We start from the raw sequence: 16,105 nt of genomic DNA, 5'->3' as shown, positions 1-16,105 counted from the left end.
AACAAATGAGAATATCAATTAGGTGGGAAAGTCTCAATAGTATCTTTTAACTCTTGAGAAATATCTACTGCTTTTTGTAAAGATTGGGAAACTTGACGCGAATTATGAATATTACGTGCTGATACAAGGGTAATATCTTTAATAGTTTGACTCACAATTTGTGATGTTTGAACTTGAGATTGAGTAGAACTTAAAATTGACTGAACTAAGGTATATATTTGCTGAGATACATCAACGATTTGTTGTAAATTATGCTTGGCATTTTCAATAATATTGCTGCTTTGGGTAACTTGATTAGTTCCCATTGACATAGTTTTTAATACTTCACCTGTTTCTTGTTGAATTTTGGCAATTATTTCCTCAATTTCTTGAGTAGCGGCTGCACTTCTGGCGGCTAATTCGCCAACTTCTTCAGCTACCACTGCAAAACCTTGACCTTCTTCTCCGGCTCTTGCAGCTTCAATTCCCGCATTAATTGCTAATAAATTAGTTTGCATGGAAATTTGATTAATTATGGAAACCACACGAGAAATTTGTTGAGAGGAGTCCCCTAAACGTCTTACTTTTTTAGTTATTTCATCAACCGTTTCTTGGACATAGCCAATATTTTGCAGTGTTAAATCCATCTCTGCTCCAGTTTTAGTAGCTGTATGGTTAGCATCATTAACAATGATTGCAGCTTGCTGTGCTATATCAGCGATAGATTGAATAGCAATGGTCATATTTTCAATAGTTTCTAAGCTTTGGTGCATTTTTTCAGGTTCTATGATTGCCTCTGTGGTGAATTTTTCTAAATAACCATTTACTTCACTAACAGCTTGTTGAATTTGGTTAACAATTGGCTGAATACTATCCTGAAAATTCTGAAGTTCTAGAGAGTCTTGATTAATATTTGTTTGACTATTAGCTTTCAATTTTCTAATCTCTACTAACAGATGAGATTGTTCTAAAGCATAGCCGACTTGGGTAGCAATTTGGGTTAAAAAATTAATTTCTTCAACTTGCCAAACATGAGGATGATGACAATGATGAGCAATCAAGAATCCTTGAATTTCTCCATGACTTAAAATTGGTGCTGTTAAACTACTTTGTACAGAAAACTTCTTTAACCACTCGATATAACTATTAGTTAAATTTACCTCTTGTTCAACGTCTGATATGGCCTCAAATTGATGATTTTTGCCAAGTTCTCGCCAGTGGGAATCATTGTTATATACACCGAGCATTTTTTGACAATCATCAATTACCGATTCAGCAATTACTTTGACAGCTTGAGTTTTCCGGTGGAGTTTATAAATGATAACTCTATCTGTTTTTAGAATATGACTAACTTCAGAAATTGCTGTTTGATAAATAGCTTCGGACTGAAGATTTAGCCGAATTTTTCTAGTTACCTCTAGCAGTAATTTTAACCATTCAATTTCTCTTGCTTGATCTTCTTGTTTGTTAAATACACTTAGATTTATTTGCTCCTGAATTGCCTCACCTTCTGTAATGGATGTATTAGCAATCTTAGCATTAATCCGCTGACTTAACCAAGCTACAAGCAACGTCATTAATAATGCGATTAATCGTGTTGTACTAGCAGTTAATGTCAAAAATTCTCTTTGTTGCTTAAATGCGATCGCTATATCTTTTTCTACGATTAATTGCCACTTAATATCCGGTAAACCTGATATTTGGGAAAATGGTATGTAACTAATAAGTTGCTGTTTTTGATTATTTTTGGCAATGGCTGTAAATGTATCAATATTTTTTGCATTCAAAACATTAGTTAAACTCGGATATATATTGACCAATTTTTCATCTAATACATCCTCATAAGAACTAATTAAAATTTTTCCTGTTGCATCTAAAAAATAATATTGATGAGTCTCATCTATATAACCTTTGATTACTTTTTTTAAAGCCTTTATAGGCAAACGGGTTCTGACTATACCAATAGTATTACCCGCCACTGCATCCTTAATTGGTGCAGCTATGTAAATCACTGTGCCGATATTTTTAACTATTTCTGGTTGACTAATAATAGGAATATTCTGTTTAATTACCTCTTGAAAATAGGTCAGTTTTTTTTCTGGAGTTAAAGATTCTCCTGATGATTGCATAATCACTTGTCCATTCAGATCAAATATGGCTACACTATCATAAACATTACTATTTTTGATCAAGCTATCTAAGGAGGCTTTTGTTTCTATATTAATTGTGCTGGTATCAACTTTCGATATTTGCCTAGATTTTTCTGTTCCTGCTTTTTTGCGAGCTTTCATCGGACTTGAAAAAGATATATTAGATAGGATCTGAATATCTCCATAGCGTTGTCCAATAAAGTTATTAACTTTATCACTTAAATTAATTGCTGTATTTTCTTGGGATGTAATAATTTGCTTTGTAATTAACTTACTACCAAACATATAAGCGATCGCACCAATTCCCAAAACTGGTAAAGTACCAATAGCGATAGACAAAATTATAGATTTGGTACTCAAATTAAATTGTCGCAAATATTCTAATCCCTCATACCAAAACCTCTGATAGCTGGAACTTTTTCCTCTATTATCAACAACTTTAGCTGGAGAAATTAAAGATGCTTTATTTTGAGAATTGCTACTTTGTTTGATATCAGTCTTATTCAACATATATTCCTCACACCACAACTATAAAATAAAAAATTACCACTTTTTTCGAGTATTAATTATTAGTTAATACAAAAAACATCTGAACTTAAAATATGTACTGCATTTAATACCAATAAAATTTCTTCTTGTTGTACCACACAACCACATAAGTAAGGTACTAAACTAGATGCTACTTGTCCCACAGGGGAACGGATATCATCAGCAATAAACTTGGTTGTACCTTTAATTTCTTGGACAACTAAACCTAAAATCATTGATTCTATTTGAATAACAATAATATTATACTGATGCAACCGGTGATCAAGACATTCTAGATTAAACATCTTCGGTAAATCAACTACCCAAATTATATGACTGCGCCAATTCATCAATCCTAATATACAAGCAGGCATATTCGGAATAGCCGTAACCGATGTCACAGGTACAATAATTGCTTCCTGCGTATGAGCAATGGATAAAACAGCACCAGTTTGTTGATTAAGTTGAAATTTGAGATAGCCATCTTCTCGACTATTATGTATGGCTTGATGGTTAAAGTCAATTTGCAACTTTTTCATAAGTAAATGTAAATATAATTAAAATCAGTTTATTTTCGTTTTATGGGATAACCATAAGTTTCCATAATCCATAAGAGGATGTTTGAAAGGTTTCCGGCGATTAGAAATCGCTACTACACAAACAAAGTCCACCTGCGTGGACTAAGGAAAAATCAAGGTCTTTGAACCCACGAAGGTGGGTTTCGTCTGTGTAGCCGCGACTTCTAGTTGCCCTTGCAAGTAATAAATTAGACTTTTCAAATACCCTCTAACTTTCTCCCATACTACCTTACCTGTGCCAAGTATACGGTAGGATTGTCTCTTCCAGAACTGAACTATGGGTTACGCCACGCTACCCTATTAAGTAGGTTGGCGTTGAAAATTGTCGTTATGGCAGGGCAAGAGGCAAGAGGCAAAAGGCAAGAGTAAAGAGGTTTTGGGCGATTTTACGTTTCTTTACACAGTTTGGTTTTATTGTGTTCACCTACTTAGTTCCGGGCGGATTATGTTTAGAATGAAACAGCCCTGGCTATTTTCTCTATTTTCTCTATCTCATATTTTGCTTTTTCTCCGCTTTGGGATCACGATTGGCTACAGCGGCTAATTCCGCATCCATTAAGGTTTTTCCGGTGGCTGCTAGGTAAACATCATCTAAACTAGGACGAGATTGAGCGATGCCAAAAATTGGTAAATTGGCATGATTTAACGCCTGTTGAATCGTGATCAAAACGTCATTTTGCGGAGTAACTACTAAATTTAGAGAGTTACCTTGGGCGCTGTTGATGATGATTTCTTGAACAAAAGGTAAGGCTGCTAACAGGTTTTTGGCGGTTTCGGCTTCTTCTAGAGGTGAAAATTCACGGATTCTTAAGGTGATGCGATCGCCCCCCACCTGATCTTTTAACTGAGAAGGTGTACCATTAGCAATAACCAAACCTCTATCAATAATTGCCACCCTGTCAGCTAAAGCATCAACTTCTTCCAAATAATGACTGGTAATTACCACAGTAGTTCCCCCAGCCCGTAATTGCCGCAGGAAATTCCAGACTACAACCCGGCTTTCAATATCCAATCCTACCGTTGGTTCATCTAATACCAACACATCAGGGGCATGAAGTAAACCAGCCGCTAAATCTAACCGCTTGCGTAAACCACCGGAATAAGTGCCAGTTTTTTTGTCTGCGTATTCTTGTAACCCCAGCAAATCCAAAATAGTATTAATTCGCTGTTTAATCAGCGCACCAGGAAGATGATACAGTGCCGCTTGTAATTGTAGTAACTCCCGTCCAGTTAGCACCTTATCCAAAGCTACCTCTTGGGCTACATAACCCAGCTTTTGCCTAGCCAATTTGGGGTGCTTTAAGACAGAAATGCCGGAAACCTCAATTTTCCCAGTATCAGGCGTTGTTAGGGTACATAAAGCCCGGAGAGTGGTCGTTTTCCCAGCCCCGTTGGGTCCAAGTAACCCAAAAATTTCTCCAGGTTGGACTTGAAAGGAAACATCCTGGACTGCAACTAGATTACCGTAGCTTTTTTTGAGATTTTCGATGAAAACGGCGGCAGTCATGACAGCTATAATCCTTAACTATACAATTCGCAACAATCTATCTTTCATTGTACAAGTTAGGCGATCGCCATGATGAGTTGAATATTTCATTTTCAGATAATTTTCAGTACAGATTTAGCCAAATGATCAACTATAGGGATAAGCTCATCTCTATCGTTATTGTTGATACTTCAGCTATACAGTACGTCTATCAACTCGACTTATTTGATTTATTTTTGAAACTATATAGTCAAAGAAACAGGTATAAATTTGGTATAATTTAGAGATATGCCAAAGATTTGAGGAATTAGTTGTGGAAGGTGCTTTAAGTTTATTAAGTTATAATCAAGAGATGGACTGGGAATGTCAATAATATGTTTTGAATTTCTCATTCCCAGAGGGCCTGTTTCATCACAAGGAAGTTCAAAAGGACGTAATGAATTGAAAACTGTTGTTCGTGCTGAATCCCAAAAGGTTTGGACGGGTAGCAGTCCAATTAAAGATGCTAATTTACAGTTAACGCTAATTTATCTTTGTCGTGATAATTATGGTGATCTGAATCTACTTGACACCGATAACATTATTAAACCCATTCAGGATGCACTCAATGAGTTAGTTTATGAAGATGATGGACTAATATCAGATGTAGAGAGTCATCGTCGGTTTTTATCTGAGCCAATTGATATAACAAATTTACCTTTATTATTACAGGAAGGTGTCATCATTGGCGAAGAGTGTGTTTATGTCAAAGTAAGTGAATCTCAACCATTGGAAAAATACTTATGATAGACAATACTAAAAGTTTACATGATGAGAAAGTTGCATCTTTGATCAAAAAGTATCGTGATCAAGGATTTACAGTTATACAAAACCCGAAAGCAGATCAATTACCCTTTGATTTGGATAATTATCAACCCGATATTCTGGCTACTAAGAATGAAAATGAAACTGGGTTAATAGGTTTAATAATTGAAGTAAAAACCAGCATTAGTCCAGTTTCAGTTGAGCGTTTACAATCTGTAGCGGAAGAAATTAGTAGACATCCGGGCTGGCATTTTTTATTGGTAACACTTGAAGATATAGAAGCCGAATCATTACCAGGAACATCGGAAGAACTGCCTTCTTGGGAAGAAATAATTGACCATTTTAGTCAAGTTAGCAAGCTTATTGAAAATAATAATATTGAACCTGCTTTTCTTTTTCTCTGGAGTGTTTTTGAGGGAGCATTAAGAAAAAGAGCAGTTGATGTATCAATTCCTGTTGAACGTTTACCAGCCATAAGATTGCTAAGAACAATGTACTCTTTAGGAGAGTTATCAATTTCTGAATTTGATATTATTCAAGCTTATTTTGAAAGGCGCAATCGTCTGGCTCACGGTTATATTCAGAAGCTAGATTCGGAGGTTTTACATACCTTTGTAATATTGGTTGTTAAGTTATTGGGAGAATGGATTTCTAATATATCTGAGAACCAAAAAATAGCAGTTCTACAGGTTTTCAGGCAAATTATGGTTAGTATGACAAAAAATAATCAGGAAACTACAGCACAAAGGAATCAGAAATTTCAAGAAATATTAGTTTCTGTGTTACACAATGAACCAACAGAAAAAAAAGATGAAATATTTGCAAAGATTAAGCACGCAGTAGAAAAAGAAGAAGGAGGAACTAATTTTTTCAATGAACTTCAACACTTATCTGATGAGTATTACGATCTTTCTACTGAATCTAAAAATCAACAGCCAAACAAAAATGAAATAGTTTTAGATGATAACGCACAAATAGCATTTGATACTTTACCAACTCAAGAGAAAGAAAAGATTAGTTATGCTATTAGTTGTCTAGAAAACTTTCCTGATTGTTCAGAAATTGAATTTTCTAATCTGAATTCAAGCTCAGATAATGATTTTATTGCCAAGGTAGGAATATATCGAATCATTTTTGAATTTCAATCTAAAAAAGTAACTATTATTGATATAGTTAATTACAAACGGATTGAAATGTTATATGGATTATTAGCAAAGGCTAAAATATGAGAGATATAGATTCTTTTGATATAGATATTAATATGAAATTACTAATTTTACCCTCTTCTTTGCGCCTTTGCTTCTTTGCGTCTTTGCGCGAAATAAAAAATCATATAAAAAACACCCAACTAAAAACATGGAACTATACTTAATCCGTCATGGCATTGCCGAAGAACATCAATCGAACCTAAAAGACGAAGAACGACAACTCACCCCAGAAGGAAGACAAAAAACCGAGAAAATAGCTCAAAAATTACTAAAGCTAGAATTACACTTTGATCTAATTCTTACCAGTCCCCTAGTCCGCGCTTACCAAACAGCAGAAATACTCATTGCGGCTGGATTGAGTTCCCAATTAGAAGCATCAGATCATCTTGGCTTTGATGGTAATATTCAAAATTGGTGGCAAGAATGGCTTCAACCCAGGAATTATCCCCAGAAAACCAACCTAGCATTAGTCGGTCATGAGCCTAGTTTAAGCCATTGGGCAGAAATTCTCCTGTGGGGAGAAGCAAAAGAGAGCCTCATCCTCAAAAAAGCAGGTATGATGGGAATAAAACTACCAGATGATGGTTCAGCTTGGGGTCGTAGTCAAATGTTTTGGTTGACATCACCCAAGTACCTGCTGTAATAGTTGTTACATCTGCAATTATTGTGGTGAAAATAGTCTCTGGTGAGTTAGCGTGAGCAGATATTTTACAAAGTAAATGGTGTTGCCATGACGGTATGCGAATACAAGCCTGGTTTAGAAGGCATTCCCGCAGCCCAGTCGAGTATTAGTTATGTAGACGGGCAGAAAGGAATTCTAGAATATCGTGGTATCAGGATTGAGGAATTAGCCGAAAAAAGTACATTCCTAGAAACTGCATATCTGTTAATTTGGGGTGAATTACCAAACAAGGAAGAACTAAAAGCATTTGAGCATGAAGTTCTCTTCCACAGACGCATCAAATACCGCATTCGGGACATGATGAAATGTTTCCCTGAAAGCGGTCATCCGATGGATGCGCTTCAAGCCTCGGCTGCTGCTTTAGGTTTATTCTATTCTCGTCGGGATTTACATAATCCGGTCTATATTCGGACTGCGGCTGTTCGTTTAATAGCGACGATTCCCACAATGGTAGCAGCGTTCCAGTTAATGCGAGAAGGTAATGACCCGGTTAAGCCTAGAGATGATTTAGGCTATGCGGCTAACTTCCTGTATATGCTCAACGAGAAAGAACCTGATCCTTTAGCAGCCAAAATATTTGATATCTGCTTAATTCTTCATGTTGAACATACAATGAATGCTTCAACATTTAGTGCTAGAGTCACAGCTTCTACTTTAACTGATCCCTATGCTGTCGTTGCTAGTGCGGTGGGTACTTTAGGCGGTCCATTGCATGGTGGAGCGAATGAAGAAGTAATTCAGATGTTGGAAGCAATTGGTTCTGTAGAGAATGTTGTCCCCTATGTGGATGATCTTCTCAAACGCAAAGCTAAAATTATGGGCTTTGGGCATCGTGTCTACAAAGTCAAAGATCCCCGCGCAACAATCTTACAAGGCTTGGCAGAGCAGTTGTTTGATAAATTTGGCTATGACGAATACTATGAAATAGCCGTGGAAATGGAACGGGTAGTTTCGGAAAAACTGGGTGACAGAGGGATTTATCCTAATGTTGACTTTTATTCCGGTTTAGTGTATAGGAAAATGGGAATTCCTACAGACTTGTTTACACCAGTATTTGCGATCGCTCGTGTAGCAGGTTGGTTAGCACACTGGAAAGAACAACTGGTAGAAAACCGGATTTTCCGTCCTACCCAAATTTACAACGGTCGTCACGAAATCGCCTACACTCCCATTGACCAACGTTAACTAACAAATAAATTAACTCTAGATTTTGGATGTTCAATTCAAGTCCTCTAGTGGGCAGATTGATAACTGTCCTATCTACCATTGAGGCTTGTCGTCCAAAATCAAAACCCGCTAAAATTGGCAACTTGACAACAGCAGCCAGTGTGGGAAAATCAGACAATTTGTAGACCATAGACAACCGTTACCAACTGGGAAGCGGCTAATTTGTCTTGTTTAACGACTTAATGGGGAAACTTTTGCCCATTTCCTCACCCACCAATCATCAATTCCCAATCCCAACCATAAGTAGAAGTTGTCTTGTGGAGTCTCATGGTGAAAACCATCCAAGGATATACTAGACTCATGAATTGGCAAATGTATTGAACTTCAATCGGTCATCATCTCAGCAGAGATTATTACTAAAGCTGAAGACAAAAGATGAAAATTAGAATAACTGATTTCATCCTTCACAGTTCATCAGCACGTTGACTTAAAGAGCAGCAAACATGAATCCAGGAATTGACCTCCAAGGAACTTTTATTCAATCTGTCAAGGACTTAGGCGTACCCCCAGGAGCGGCCAAAGCCCTATGGATGCCATTACCAATGGTATTGATGCTGATTGGGGCTACAGTAGGTGTCCTAGTGGCCACATGGCTAGAACGGAAAATTTCTGCGGCAGCACAGCAACGGATTGGTCCTGAATACCAAGGACCATTTGGATTGTTAGTGCCTGTGGCAGATGGTCTGAAGCTGGTATTTAAAGAAGATATCATCCCCGCTAAAGCAGATCCTTGGCTATTTACCATTGGTCCAATTATTGTCGTTTTACCAGTATTTCTGTCCTATTTAATTGTGCCATTTGGACAGAATATTATCATTGCTAACGTCGGCATGGGCGTATTCTTGTGGATTGCATTATCCAGTATTCAGCCCATTGGCTTATTAATGGCGGGTTATGCCTCCAATAATAAATATGCCTTGTTGGGAGGTTTACGGGCAGCAGCGCAGTCCATCAGTTATGAAATTCCCTTAGCATTGAGTGTACTAGCGATCGCCATGATGTCCAATAGTCTTAGTACCGTTGACATCGTTAATCAGCAATCTAACTTTGGCATTCTCGGCTGGAATATTTGGCGACAACCATTAGGTTTCGTGATCTTTTGGATAGCCGCCCTAGCGGAATGCGAGCGCCTACCCTTTGACTTACCAGAAGCAGAAGAAGAACTAGTTGCCGGGTATCAAACTGAATACTCAGGCATGAAATTCGCCCTCTTTTACCTCAGTTCTTACATTAACCTGGTACTTTCTGCCTTACTAGTAGCAATTTTGTACCTTGGTGGTTGGCATTGTCCTATACCCCTGGAGATGATCACTGGTTGGTTAGGAGTCAGCGAAAGTGACCCAGCCATTCAGGTAGTCACAGCGGTGATAGGTATTACCATGACCGTAATCAAAGCCTACTTACTAGTATTTTTCGCCATCCTCATTCGTTGGACAGTACCACGGGTACGGATTGACCAATTGCTAGACTTAGGATGGAAATTCCTCCTACCAATAGGCTTGGTAAATCTCCTATTAACCGCAGCCTTCAAACTAGCCTTTCCCTTCGCCTTCGGTGGGTAATGGCTAATGGGTAATGGGTAATGGCTAATAGGTAATGGCTAATGGATCAGTATTCTACCAATTACCAATTACCAATTACCAATTACCAATTACCAATTACCAATCACCTGACAAAAGTAGAGTCATAAACAATGTTAAAGTTCCTCAAACAAGTTGGTGATTACGCCAAAGAAGCAGTCCAAGCAGGTCGTTATATTGGTCAAGGATTATCTGTTACTTTTGACCACATGAGACGGCGACCTGTTACCGTTCAATATCCCTACGAAAAATTGATTCCTGGGGAAAGATTTCGCGGTCGCATTCACTATGAATTTGACAAGTGTATTGCTTGTGAAGTCTGTGTGCGTGTTTGTCCCATTAATCTTCCTGTCGTTGACTGGGAAATGGACAAAGGCACTAAAAAGAAAAAGCTCAAACACTACAGTATTGATTTTGGAGTTTGTATCTTCTGTGGTAACTGTGTGGAATACTGTCCCACCAACTGTTTATCCATGACAGAAGAATATGAACTAGCCACTTATGATCGCCATGAACTTAATTACGATAGTGTAGCCCTGGGACGATTACCCTATAAAGTTACAAACGATCCAATGGTGACACCACTGCGCGAACTTGTTTACCTACCTAAAGGCGTAATGGACCCTCACGGAGTCCCCGCCGATGCCCCCCGTGCAGGTTCTCGTCCAGAAGACCTAGTAGTCTGTCAACCCGAAAATGACGGGTGAAGGCAAGCAGGGGGGGTAGGGGAGGTAGGGGAGGTAGGGGAGGTAGGGGAGGTAGGGGAGGTAGGGGAGGTAGGGGAGGTAGGGGGGGGAGGGGAGGGAAGAACAGAAGTTTTTTCCGATCATTACCCGTCAAAATAAATTTGACGAACTACTAGTAGAAACAGAAAAATAATTAGTTATTAGTCATTAGTCATTAGTCATTAGCAAAGATAATTTACAACTGACAACTGACAACTGACAACCAACAACTGACAACTAACAACTGACTAAGGACAAAAACAGTGAATCTAGCAGAAGGAGTACAGTCTGTATCACTTGGCATTCTTGGTGTAATGATGATTGGGACAGCGCTCGGTGTAGTGTTATTCTCTAACATTGTTTATTCCGCCTTTTTGCTGGGAGGTGTATTCATCAGCATGGCGGGAATGTACCTATTGCTAAATGGTGATTTTGTCGCATCAGCACAAATACTAATTTATGTTGGTGCTATTAACGTTTTAATTCTGTTCGCCATCATGTTGGTAAACAAAAGACAGGATTTTTCACCATTACCTAGTGCTGGATTAAGAAAAGTATTTACAGCTATAGTCAGTTTTGGACTATTTGCGCTTTTAAGTACAATGGTATTAGCTACACCTTGGGCTTATACAATTAATCCCGTAGTTAATCAAAATTCCATCGTTGTCATTGGTGAGCATTTCTTCAGCGACTTTTTGCTACCCTTTGAATTAGCTTCCGTCCTCTTGCTAATAGCGATGGTAGGCGCAATTATTTTGGCGCGTCGGGAATATCTCCCTGACCAAGTACCAACCACTGAACTACAACAAACAATTTTAACCCTACCAGAACGTCCCAAAGAACTCATCTCCACTGGTAGCACCACTACAAATGCCGAATAGCAACTGGAAAGAGATATCAAGGTTAAAAAACTTCTGTCTTTTGCCTTTTAACTCTTGCCTCTTGCCTTTTGCCTCTTGCCTATTCCTTGACAACTGACAATCATGCAACTCCAATACTTTTTATTACTAGCCGCAGCTTTGTTTTGCATTGGGATTTATGGCTTAATTACCAGTCGGAACGCAGTGCGGGTACTCATGTCAATTGAGTTATTGCTAAATGCCGTTAATCTAAATTTAATGGCATTTTCCAACTTCCTGGATTCAACCTTAATTAAGGGTCAGGTTTTTACCGTTTTCGTGATTACCGTAGCAGCAGCAGAAGCAGCAGTAGGTTTAGCGATCGTTCTGACTATTTATCGCAACCGCGATACCGTTGATATGGAGCAGTTTAATCTTCTGAAGTGGTAATAGTTAGTGCAACTCAAGCAGGTAATCATTGCTTATAAAGCCCGAGATCCCCAGAGTCAACGCTGGGCTGAACTCTGTGCTAAACAACTAGAAAATCGTCAGTGCCAAGTATTGATGGGACCTAGTGGACCAAAAGATAACCCCTATCCGGTTTTTTTGGCCTCTGCTAATCAACCAATTGATTTAGCTTTGGTACTCGGTGGTGATGGTACTGTCTTAACCGGCGCTAGGCATTTAGCTCCAGCCGGCATTCCCATTCTCGGAGTCAATGTAGGCGGACATTTGGGGTTTTTAACCGAGTCAGTAGATGAGTTTCAAGATCCAGAAATAGTTTGGGACAGGCTGTTAGAAGATCGTTATGCTATCCAACGGCGGATGATGTTACAAGCAGCGGTATATGAAGGAACTGGCTCAAATTTAGAACCCGTAACTGAAAGTTACTTGGCTTTAAATGAGTTTTGTGTCAAACCCGCTTCTGCTGACAGAATGATTACCTCAATTCTAGAAATGGAAATTGATGGTGAAATAGTAGATCAATATGTGGGAGATGGGTTAATTATCTCTACTCCCACAGGTTCTACTGGTTATACTGTTTCTGCCAGCGGACCAATTATCCATGATGGGATGGAAGCAATTACTATCACTCCCATTTGTCCCATGAGTCTTTCTAGTCGTCCTCTGGTTTTACCCCCTGGTTCTGTGGTTAGTATTTGGCCTTTGGGCGATTATGATTTAAGCACCAAACTCTGGATGGATGGTGTTTTATCTACTTCTATTTGGCCAGGACATCGTGTTGATGTGCGAATGGCTGATTGTCGCGCTAAGTTTATTGTCTTACGGGCAAATAATTCATATTATCAAACATTGCGGGAGAAGTTACTGTGGGCGGGAACAAGAGTTCGTTACAACAATAATCACCGCAATTGATGTTTATGTTTATTTTCTAAACTTTCACCCCGTCACGCTTGTAATCCTCAATCAATTTTCGCCCCCAATTGCAATTTATTTGGGGGTTTTTTATGTCTACTCTTAGAGGGTGTTTGAAAAGTATTAAGTAGGTTGGCGTTGAAAATTGTCGTTATGGCAAGGCAAAAGGCAAGAGGCAAGAGGCAAGAGTGAAGAGGGTTTGGGCGATTTTACGTTTCTTTACACAGTTTGGTTTTATTGTGTTCACCTACTTATACTCAAAAGGGCTTGATTGTTTGATTCTTAACGTAAAACATCTATCCCGCAAAGAACTTAAGTCGTCTCGTTCCCAGTCTCTGACTGGGAATGAATTCTAGAAGGCTCTGCCTTCAATGATATTAGAGGCAGAGCCTCATCAACTGCATTCCTAGTCAGAGACTAGGAAAGAGATGTGGTAGGGATTTGAGCTTAAGTTGACACATATCAACACTGCTAAACCCCTTGTAAAGGGGGGAAACAATAAAAATCCAGTTCCCTCCCCTTTATAAGGGAAGGGTTAGGGAGGGGTAAAACAATGTACACAAAAAATGCAAAAAATCGTCTAATTAGATACAATTTATGAACATTAGAAGAAGTTTTGGAGAATAACATGGTCTTATTAAAAGGCTTTGAGATTGAGATATACACTGGCACACCTCAAGGTGACATTGTGGGACTATCGGACAAGATTGTTACAAATTTAGATGGATTTATGCGTGAACCGGATAGCCGGAATGTGGAATACATAACTCAACCATCTATCAATTATGACAGTTTGCTGTGTGCTTTATTGCGTCCTAGAAAGACGTTGCGGAATTATCTCCAAGGTTTAGATAATTATACTTTGATACCAGGTAGTACATTATCTTTGCAAGGAAGCCAAAGCTTTTTGCGTTCTGACCCCACGAATCCCTATCATGATTACATTGAACAAACCTATGGCACAAAGGTGGTTACAGCCAGCGTCCATATCAATGTTGGTATCAGTGACCCAGAGGTATTAATGCGTGCCTGTCGGGTCATCAGAATGGAAGCACCTCTATTTTTAGCGATGAGTGCCTCTTCTCCTTTCCTGGATAGTAAAACTACTGGTTATCATTCCACTCGCTGGGGACTATTTCCCCAAACTCCTGATTATGTTCCCTTATTTGCTAGTCATGCTGATCATATTCAATGGGTAAATGAACAGTTGGCGGCTGGAACAATGCAAAATGTCCGGCATTTGTGGACATCAGTGCGTCCAAATGGCGATCGCCGACCTTATGATCTAAATCGGTTAGAATTGCGAATTTGTGATTTAGTGACAGATCCTATTGCCTTGTTAGCGATGACAGCAATGCTGGAAGCGCGGTTAATCCAAATTATTGACAACCCCAGTATTGATCCTTTAACTCAAAGCCCGTTTTCTCCCGAAGAACTGATTACCTTAACCAGAAGCAACGAAATGGCTGCCGCCACTGACAGTCTGGATGCAAGATTACAGCGATGGCAAGATGGTAGCAGTATCCTGGCTAGAGATTGGATAGCACAAATCTATCAAGAAGTTTGGAGTATCGCCAAACAACAGGGCTTTAGTTGTTTCTTATCCCCCTTGCAAAAAATCCTGCGAGAAGGCAATGAAGCTCAACAATGGTTGCAACTGCATAAAGTAGGCATTGATATTCAGCGTGTAATTGCTCAAGCTATTATTGCCACCCAAGAACGGGAAACCGAATTAGAAAGCAAACTATGTTCATCTGTGAGGTAATAGGCAAGAGGCAAGAGGCAAAAGGCAAGAGGCAAGAGGCAAAAGGCAAGAGGCAAGAGGCAAGAGGCAAAAGGCAAGAGGCAAAAGGCAAGAGGCAAGAGGCAAGAGGCAAGAGGCAAGAGGCAAAAGGCAAGAGGCAAGAGGCAATTTTTTAAAGTCGAGAACATTCTTCCTGATTCCTACTCCTTCTTTCCCTCCTGACTCCTAACTCCTGAATGATTTAAAAAAATAATCACAGGGAAATACTTCGTACATATTAAAAAAAACTATATATCGCCTCTACATTTTGGTAGATTTTTAGACAGTAAGAAATTTCCTAATATACAATTTAGAGCTGAGAAAGATGCCCCAGATAGTTTTAGTCAACCCACAAATTCCTCCTAATACTGGCAATATTGCCCGGACTTGTGCTGCTACAGGTACGGAATTACATCTAGTTGGTCCATTAGGATTTGAAATTAGCGATCGCTATCTCAAACGAGCCGGGTTAGATTATTGGCCTTACGTTAAATTCCATTATCATAATTCCATAGAAACATTTCAAAACGTACATAAACAACGTGGAGGTAGATGCTTAGGTTTTAGCGTTCGTGGTAATTTTAATTACATTAATTTTGAATTTCAACCAGATGACTGGCTACTCTTTGGCAGTGAAACAGCAGGATTACCAGATCCCATTCTCTCCACTTGTGACTCCACCTTATATATTCCCATGTATGAACCCGGTGTGAGGAGCTTGAACCTCTCAGTCAGCGTAGCCATAGGTTTATTTGAGTGTCGTCGTCAGTTAGGCTATTTACAATAATTCATATTCACCAACAGAAATTTAGGATTAACTGTGATAGAAACATATTGATCAGAATCAACCATGCCAGAACTCCTGAAAACAATGTTGCATAGAATACAGAAATAAAAGATTAATCATGGTAAATACTGATAAAGTCTGCTAACATGACATAAGAAATTTGTATAGATATTTTCAGGGTGATCTAACCAACAAGGATAGATTTTAGTTAATTCTCAGCTTATGACTCAAAAAAGCCAAAACTCCCCAACACCTTGACTCTCAATGAATCAGACAACATTGTATCCAGAAATACAACAAAATCATGCAAAAATCGCGGATGTTGTATACGGTTGTTTTTTAGGGAAGAATAAAAGTAAAATCTCGTATTGA

General features: G+C 38.8%; 14 protein-coding genes. 11 read left to right on the top strand and 3 right to left on the bottom strand.

Annotated features, from left to right (window positions below; translation table 11 throughout):
- Positions 1-14: 14 nt before the first annotated feature.
- From AA650_RS05050 to AA650_RS05040, 3 genes are all read right to left on the bottom strand, one after another.
- Entirely contained in the window at positions 15-2,639 is a 2,625-nt protein-coding gene (locus tag AA650_RS05050) for a methyl-accepting chemotaxis protein (RefSeq protein WP_053538221.1), read from the bottom strand.
- A gap of 59 nt (positions 2,640-2,698) precedes the next feature.
- Positions 2,699-3,196: a chemotaxis protein CheW gene (locus AA650_RS05045; RefSeq protein WP_053538220.1), complete on the bottom strand. Its 498-nt coding sequence runs from the start codon at positions 3,194-3,196 to the stop codon at positions 2,699-2,701.
- 526 nt (positions 3,197-3,722) lie between these two features.
- On the bottom strand, positions 3,723-4,742 hold the full coding sequence (locus AA650_RS05040) for an ABC transporter ATP-binding protein (RefSeq protein WP_053538219.1): 1,020 nt from the start codon (positions 4,740-4,742) through the stop codon (positions 3,723-3,725).
- A 420-nt stretch (positions 4,743-5,162) separates the two neighbouring features.
- On the opposite strand from AA650_RS05040, the gene AA650_RS05035 reads away from it, so the two are divergent.
- The 11 genes from AA650_RS05035 to AA650_RS04985 all read left to right on the top strand — a co-directional run bounded on the left by AA650_RS05035 (position 5,163) and on the right by AA650_RS04985 (position 15,733).
- Entirely contained in the window at positions 5,163-5,507 is a 345-nt protein-coding gene (locus tag AA650_RS05035) for a RusA family crossover junction endodeoxyribonuclease (RefSeq protein ID WP_234413308.1), read from the top strand.
- Positions 5,504-6,754 (top strand): hypothetical protein, encoded by a 1,251-nt coding sequence (locus AA650_RS27615; protein WP_199924384.1) that lies wholly within the window; start codon positions 5,504-5,506, stop codon positions 6,752-6,754. The genes AA650_RS05035 and AA650_RS27615 overlap by 4 nt, the downstream gene beginning before the upstream one ends.
- 127 nt (positions 6,755-6,881) lie before the next feature.
- Positions 6,882-7,376 carry a phosphohistidine phosphatase SixA gene (gene sixA / locus AA650_RS05025; protein ID WP_053538217.1) on the top strand — a complete coding sequence of 165 codons (495 nt, stop codon included), beginning with the start codon at positions 6,882-6,884 and terminating at the stop codon, positions 7,374-7,376.
- 87 nt (positions 7,377-7,463) lie between these two features.
- Positions 7,464-8,600 (top strand): citrate synthase, encoded by a 1,137-nt coding sequence (locus AA650_RS05020; RefSeq protein WP_053538216.1) that lies wholly within the window; start codon positions 7,464-7,466, stop codon positions 8,598-8,600.
- Between the two features lie 485 nt (positions 8,601-9,085).
- On the top strand, positions 9,086-10,204 hold the full coding sequence (nuoH, locus tag AA650_RS05015) for an NADH-quinone oxidoreductase subunit NuoH (RefSeq protein WP_015080283.1): 1,119 nt from the start codon (positions 9,086-9,088) through the stop codon (positions 10,202-10,204).
- Positions 10,205-10,335: 131 nt separating this feature from the next.
- Positions 10,336-10,929: an NAD(P)H-quinone oxidoreductase subunit I gene (gene ndhI / locus AA650_RS05010; protein WP_027402454.1), complete on the top strand. Its 594-nt coding sequence runs from the start codon at positions 10,336-10,338 to the stop codon at positions 10,927-10,929.
- A gap of 281 nt (positions 10,930-11,210) precedes the next feature.
- Positions 11,211-11,828 (top strand): NADH-quinone oxidoreductase subunit J, encoded by a 618-nt coding sequence (locus AA650_RS05005; RefSeq protein ID WP_039200070.1) that lies wholly within the window; start codon positions 11,211-11,213, stop codon positions 11,826-11,828.
- 102 nt (positions 11,829-11,930) lie between these two features.
- Positions 11,931-12,236: an NADH-quinone oxidoreductase subunit NuoK gene (gene nuoK, locus AA650_RS05000; protein ID WP_015080280.1), complete on the top strand. Its 306-nt coding sequence runs from the start codon at positions 11,931-11,933 to the stop codon at positions 12,234-12,236.
- Between the two features lie 6 nt (positions 12,237-12,242).
- Complete coding sequence (locus AA650_RS04995) at positions 12,243-13,163, top strand: NAD(+) kinase (protein WP_027402456.1); 921 nt, start codon at positions 12,243-12,245, stop codon at positions 13,161-13,163.
- Between the two features lie 628 nt (positions 13,164-13,791).
- On the top strand, positions 13,792-14,928 hold the full coding sequence (gene gshA / locus AA650_RS04990) for a glutamate--cysteine ligase (RefSeq protein WP_053538215.1): 1,137 nt from the start codon (positions 13,792-13,794) through the stop codon (positions 14,926-14,928).
- Between the two features lie 343 nt (positions 14,929-15,271).
- Entirely contained in the window at positions 15,272-15,733 is a 462-nt protein-coding gene (locus AA650_RS04985; protein WP_053538214.1) for a tRNA (cytidine(34)-2'-O)-methyltransferase, read from the top strand.
- Positions 15,734-16,105: the final 372 nt, after the last annotated feature.

Origin of the sequence: Anabaena sp. WA102 (assembly GCF_001277295.1) — a bacterium.
In the GTDB taxonomy this organism is placed as follows: Bacteria; Cyanobacteriota; Cyanobacteriia; order Cyanobacteriales; family Nostocaceae; genus Dolichospermum; species Dolichospermum heterosporum.
Note: the sequence above shows the minus strand (reverse complement) of the source record. Positions and strands in the feature narration are given on the sequence as shown.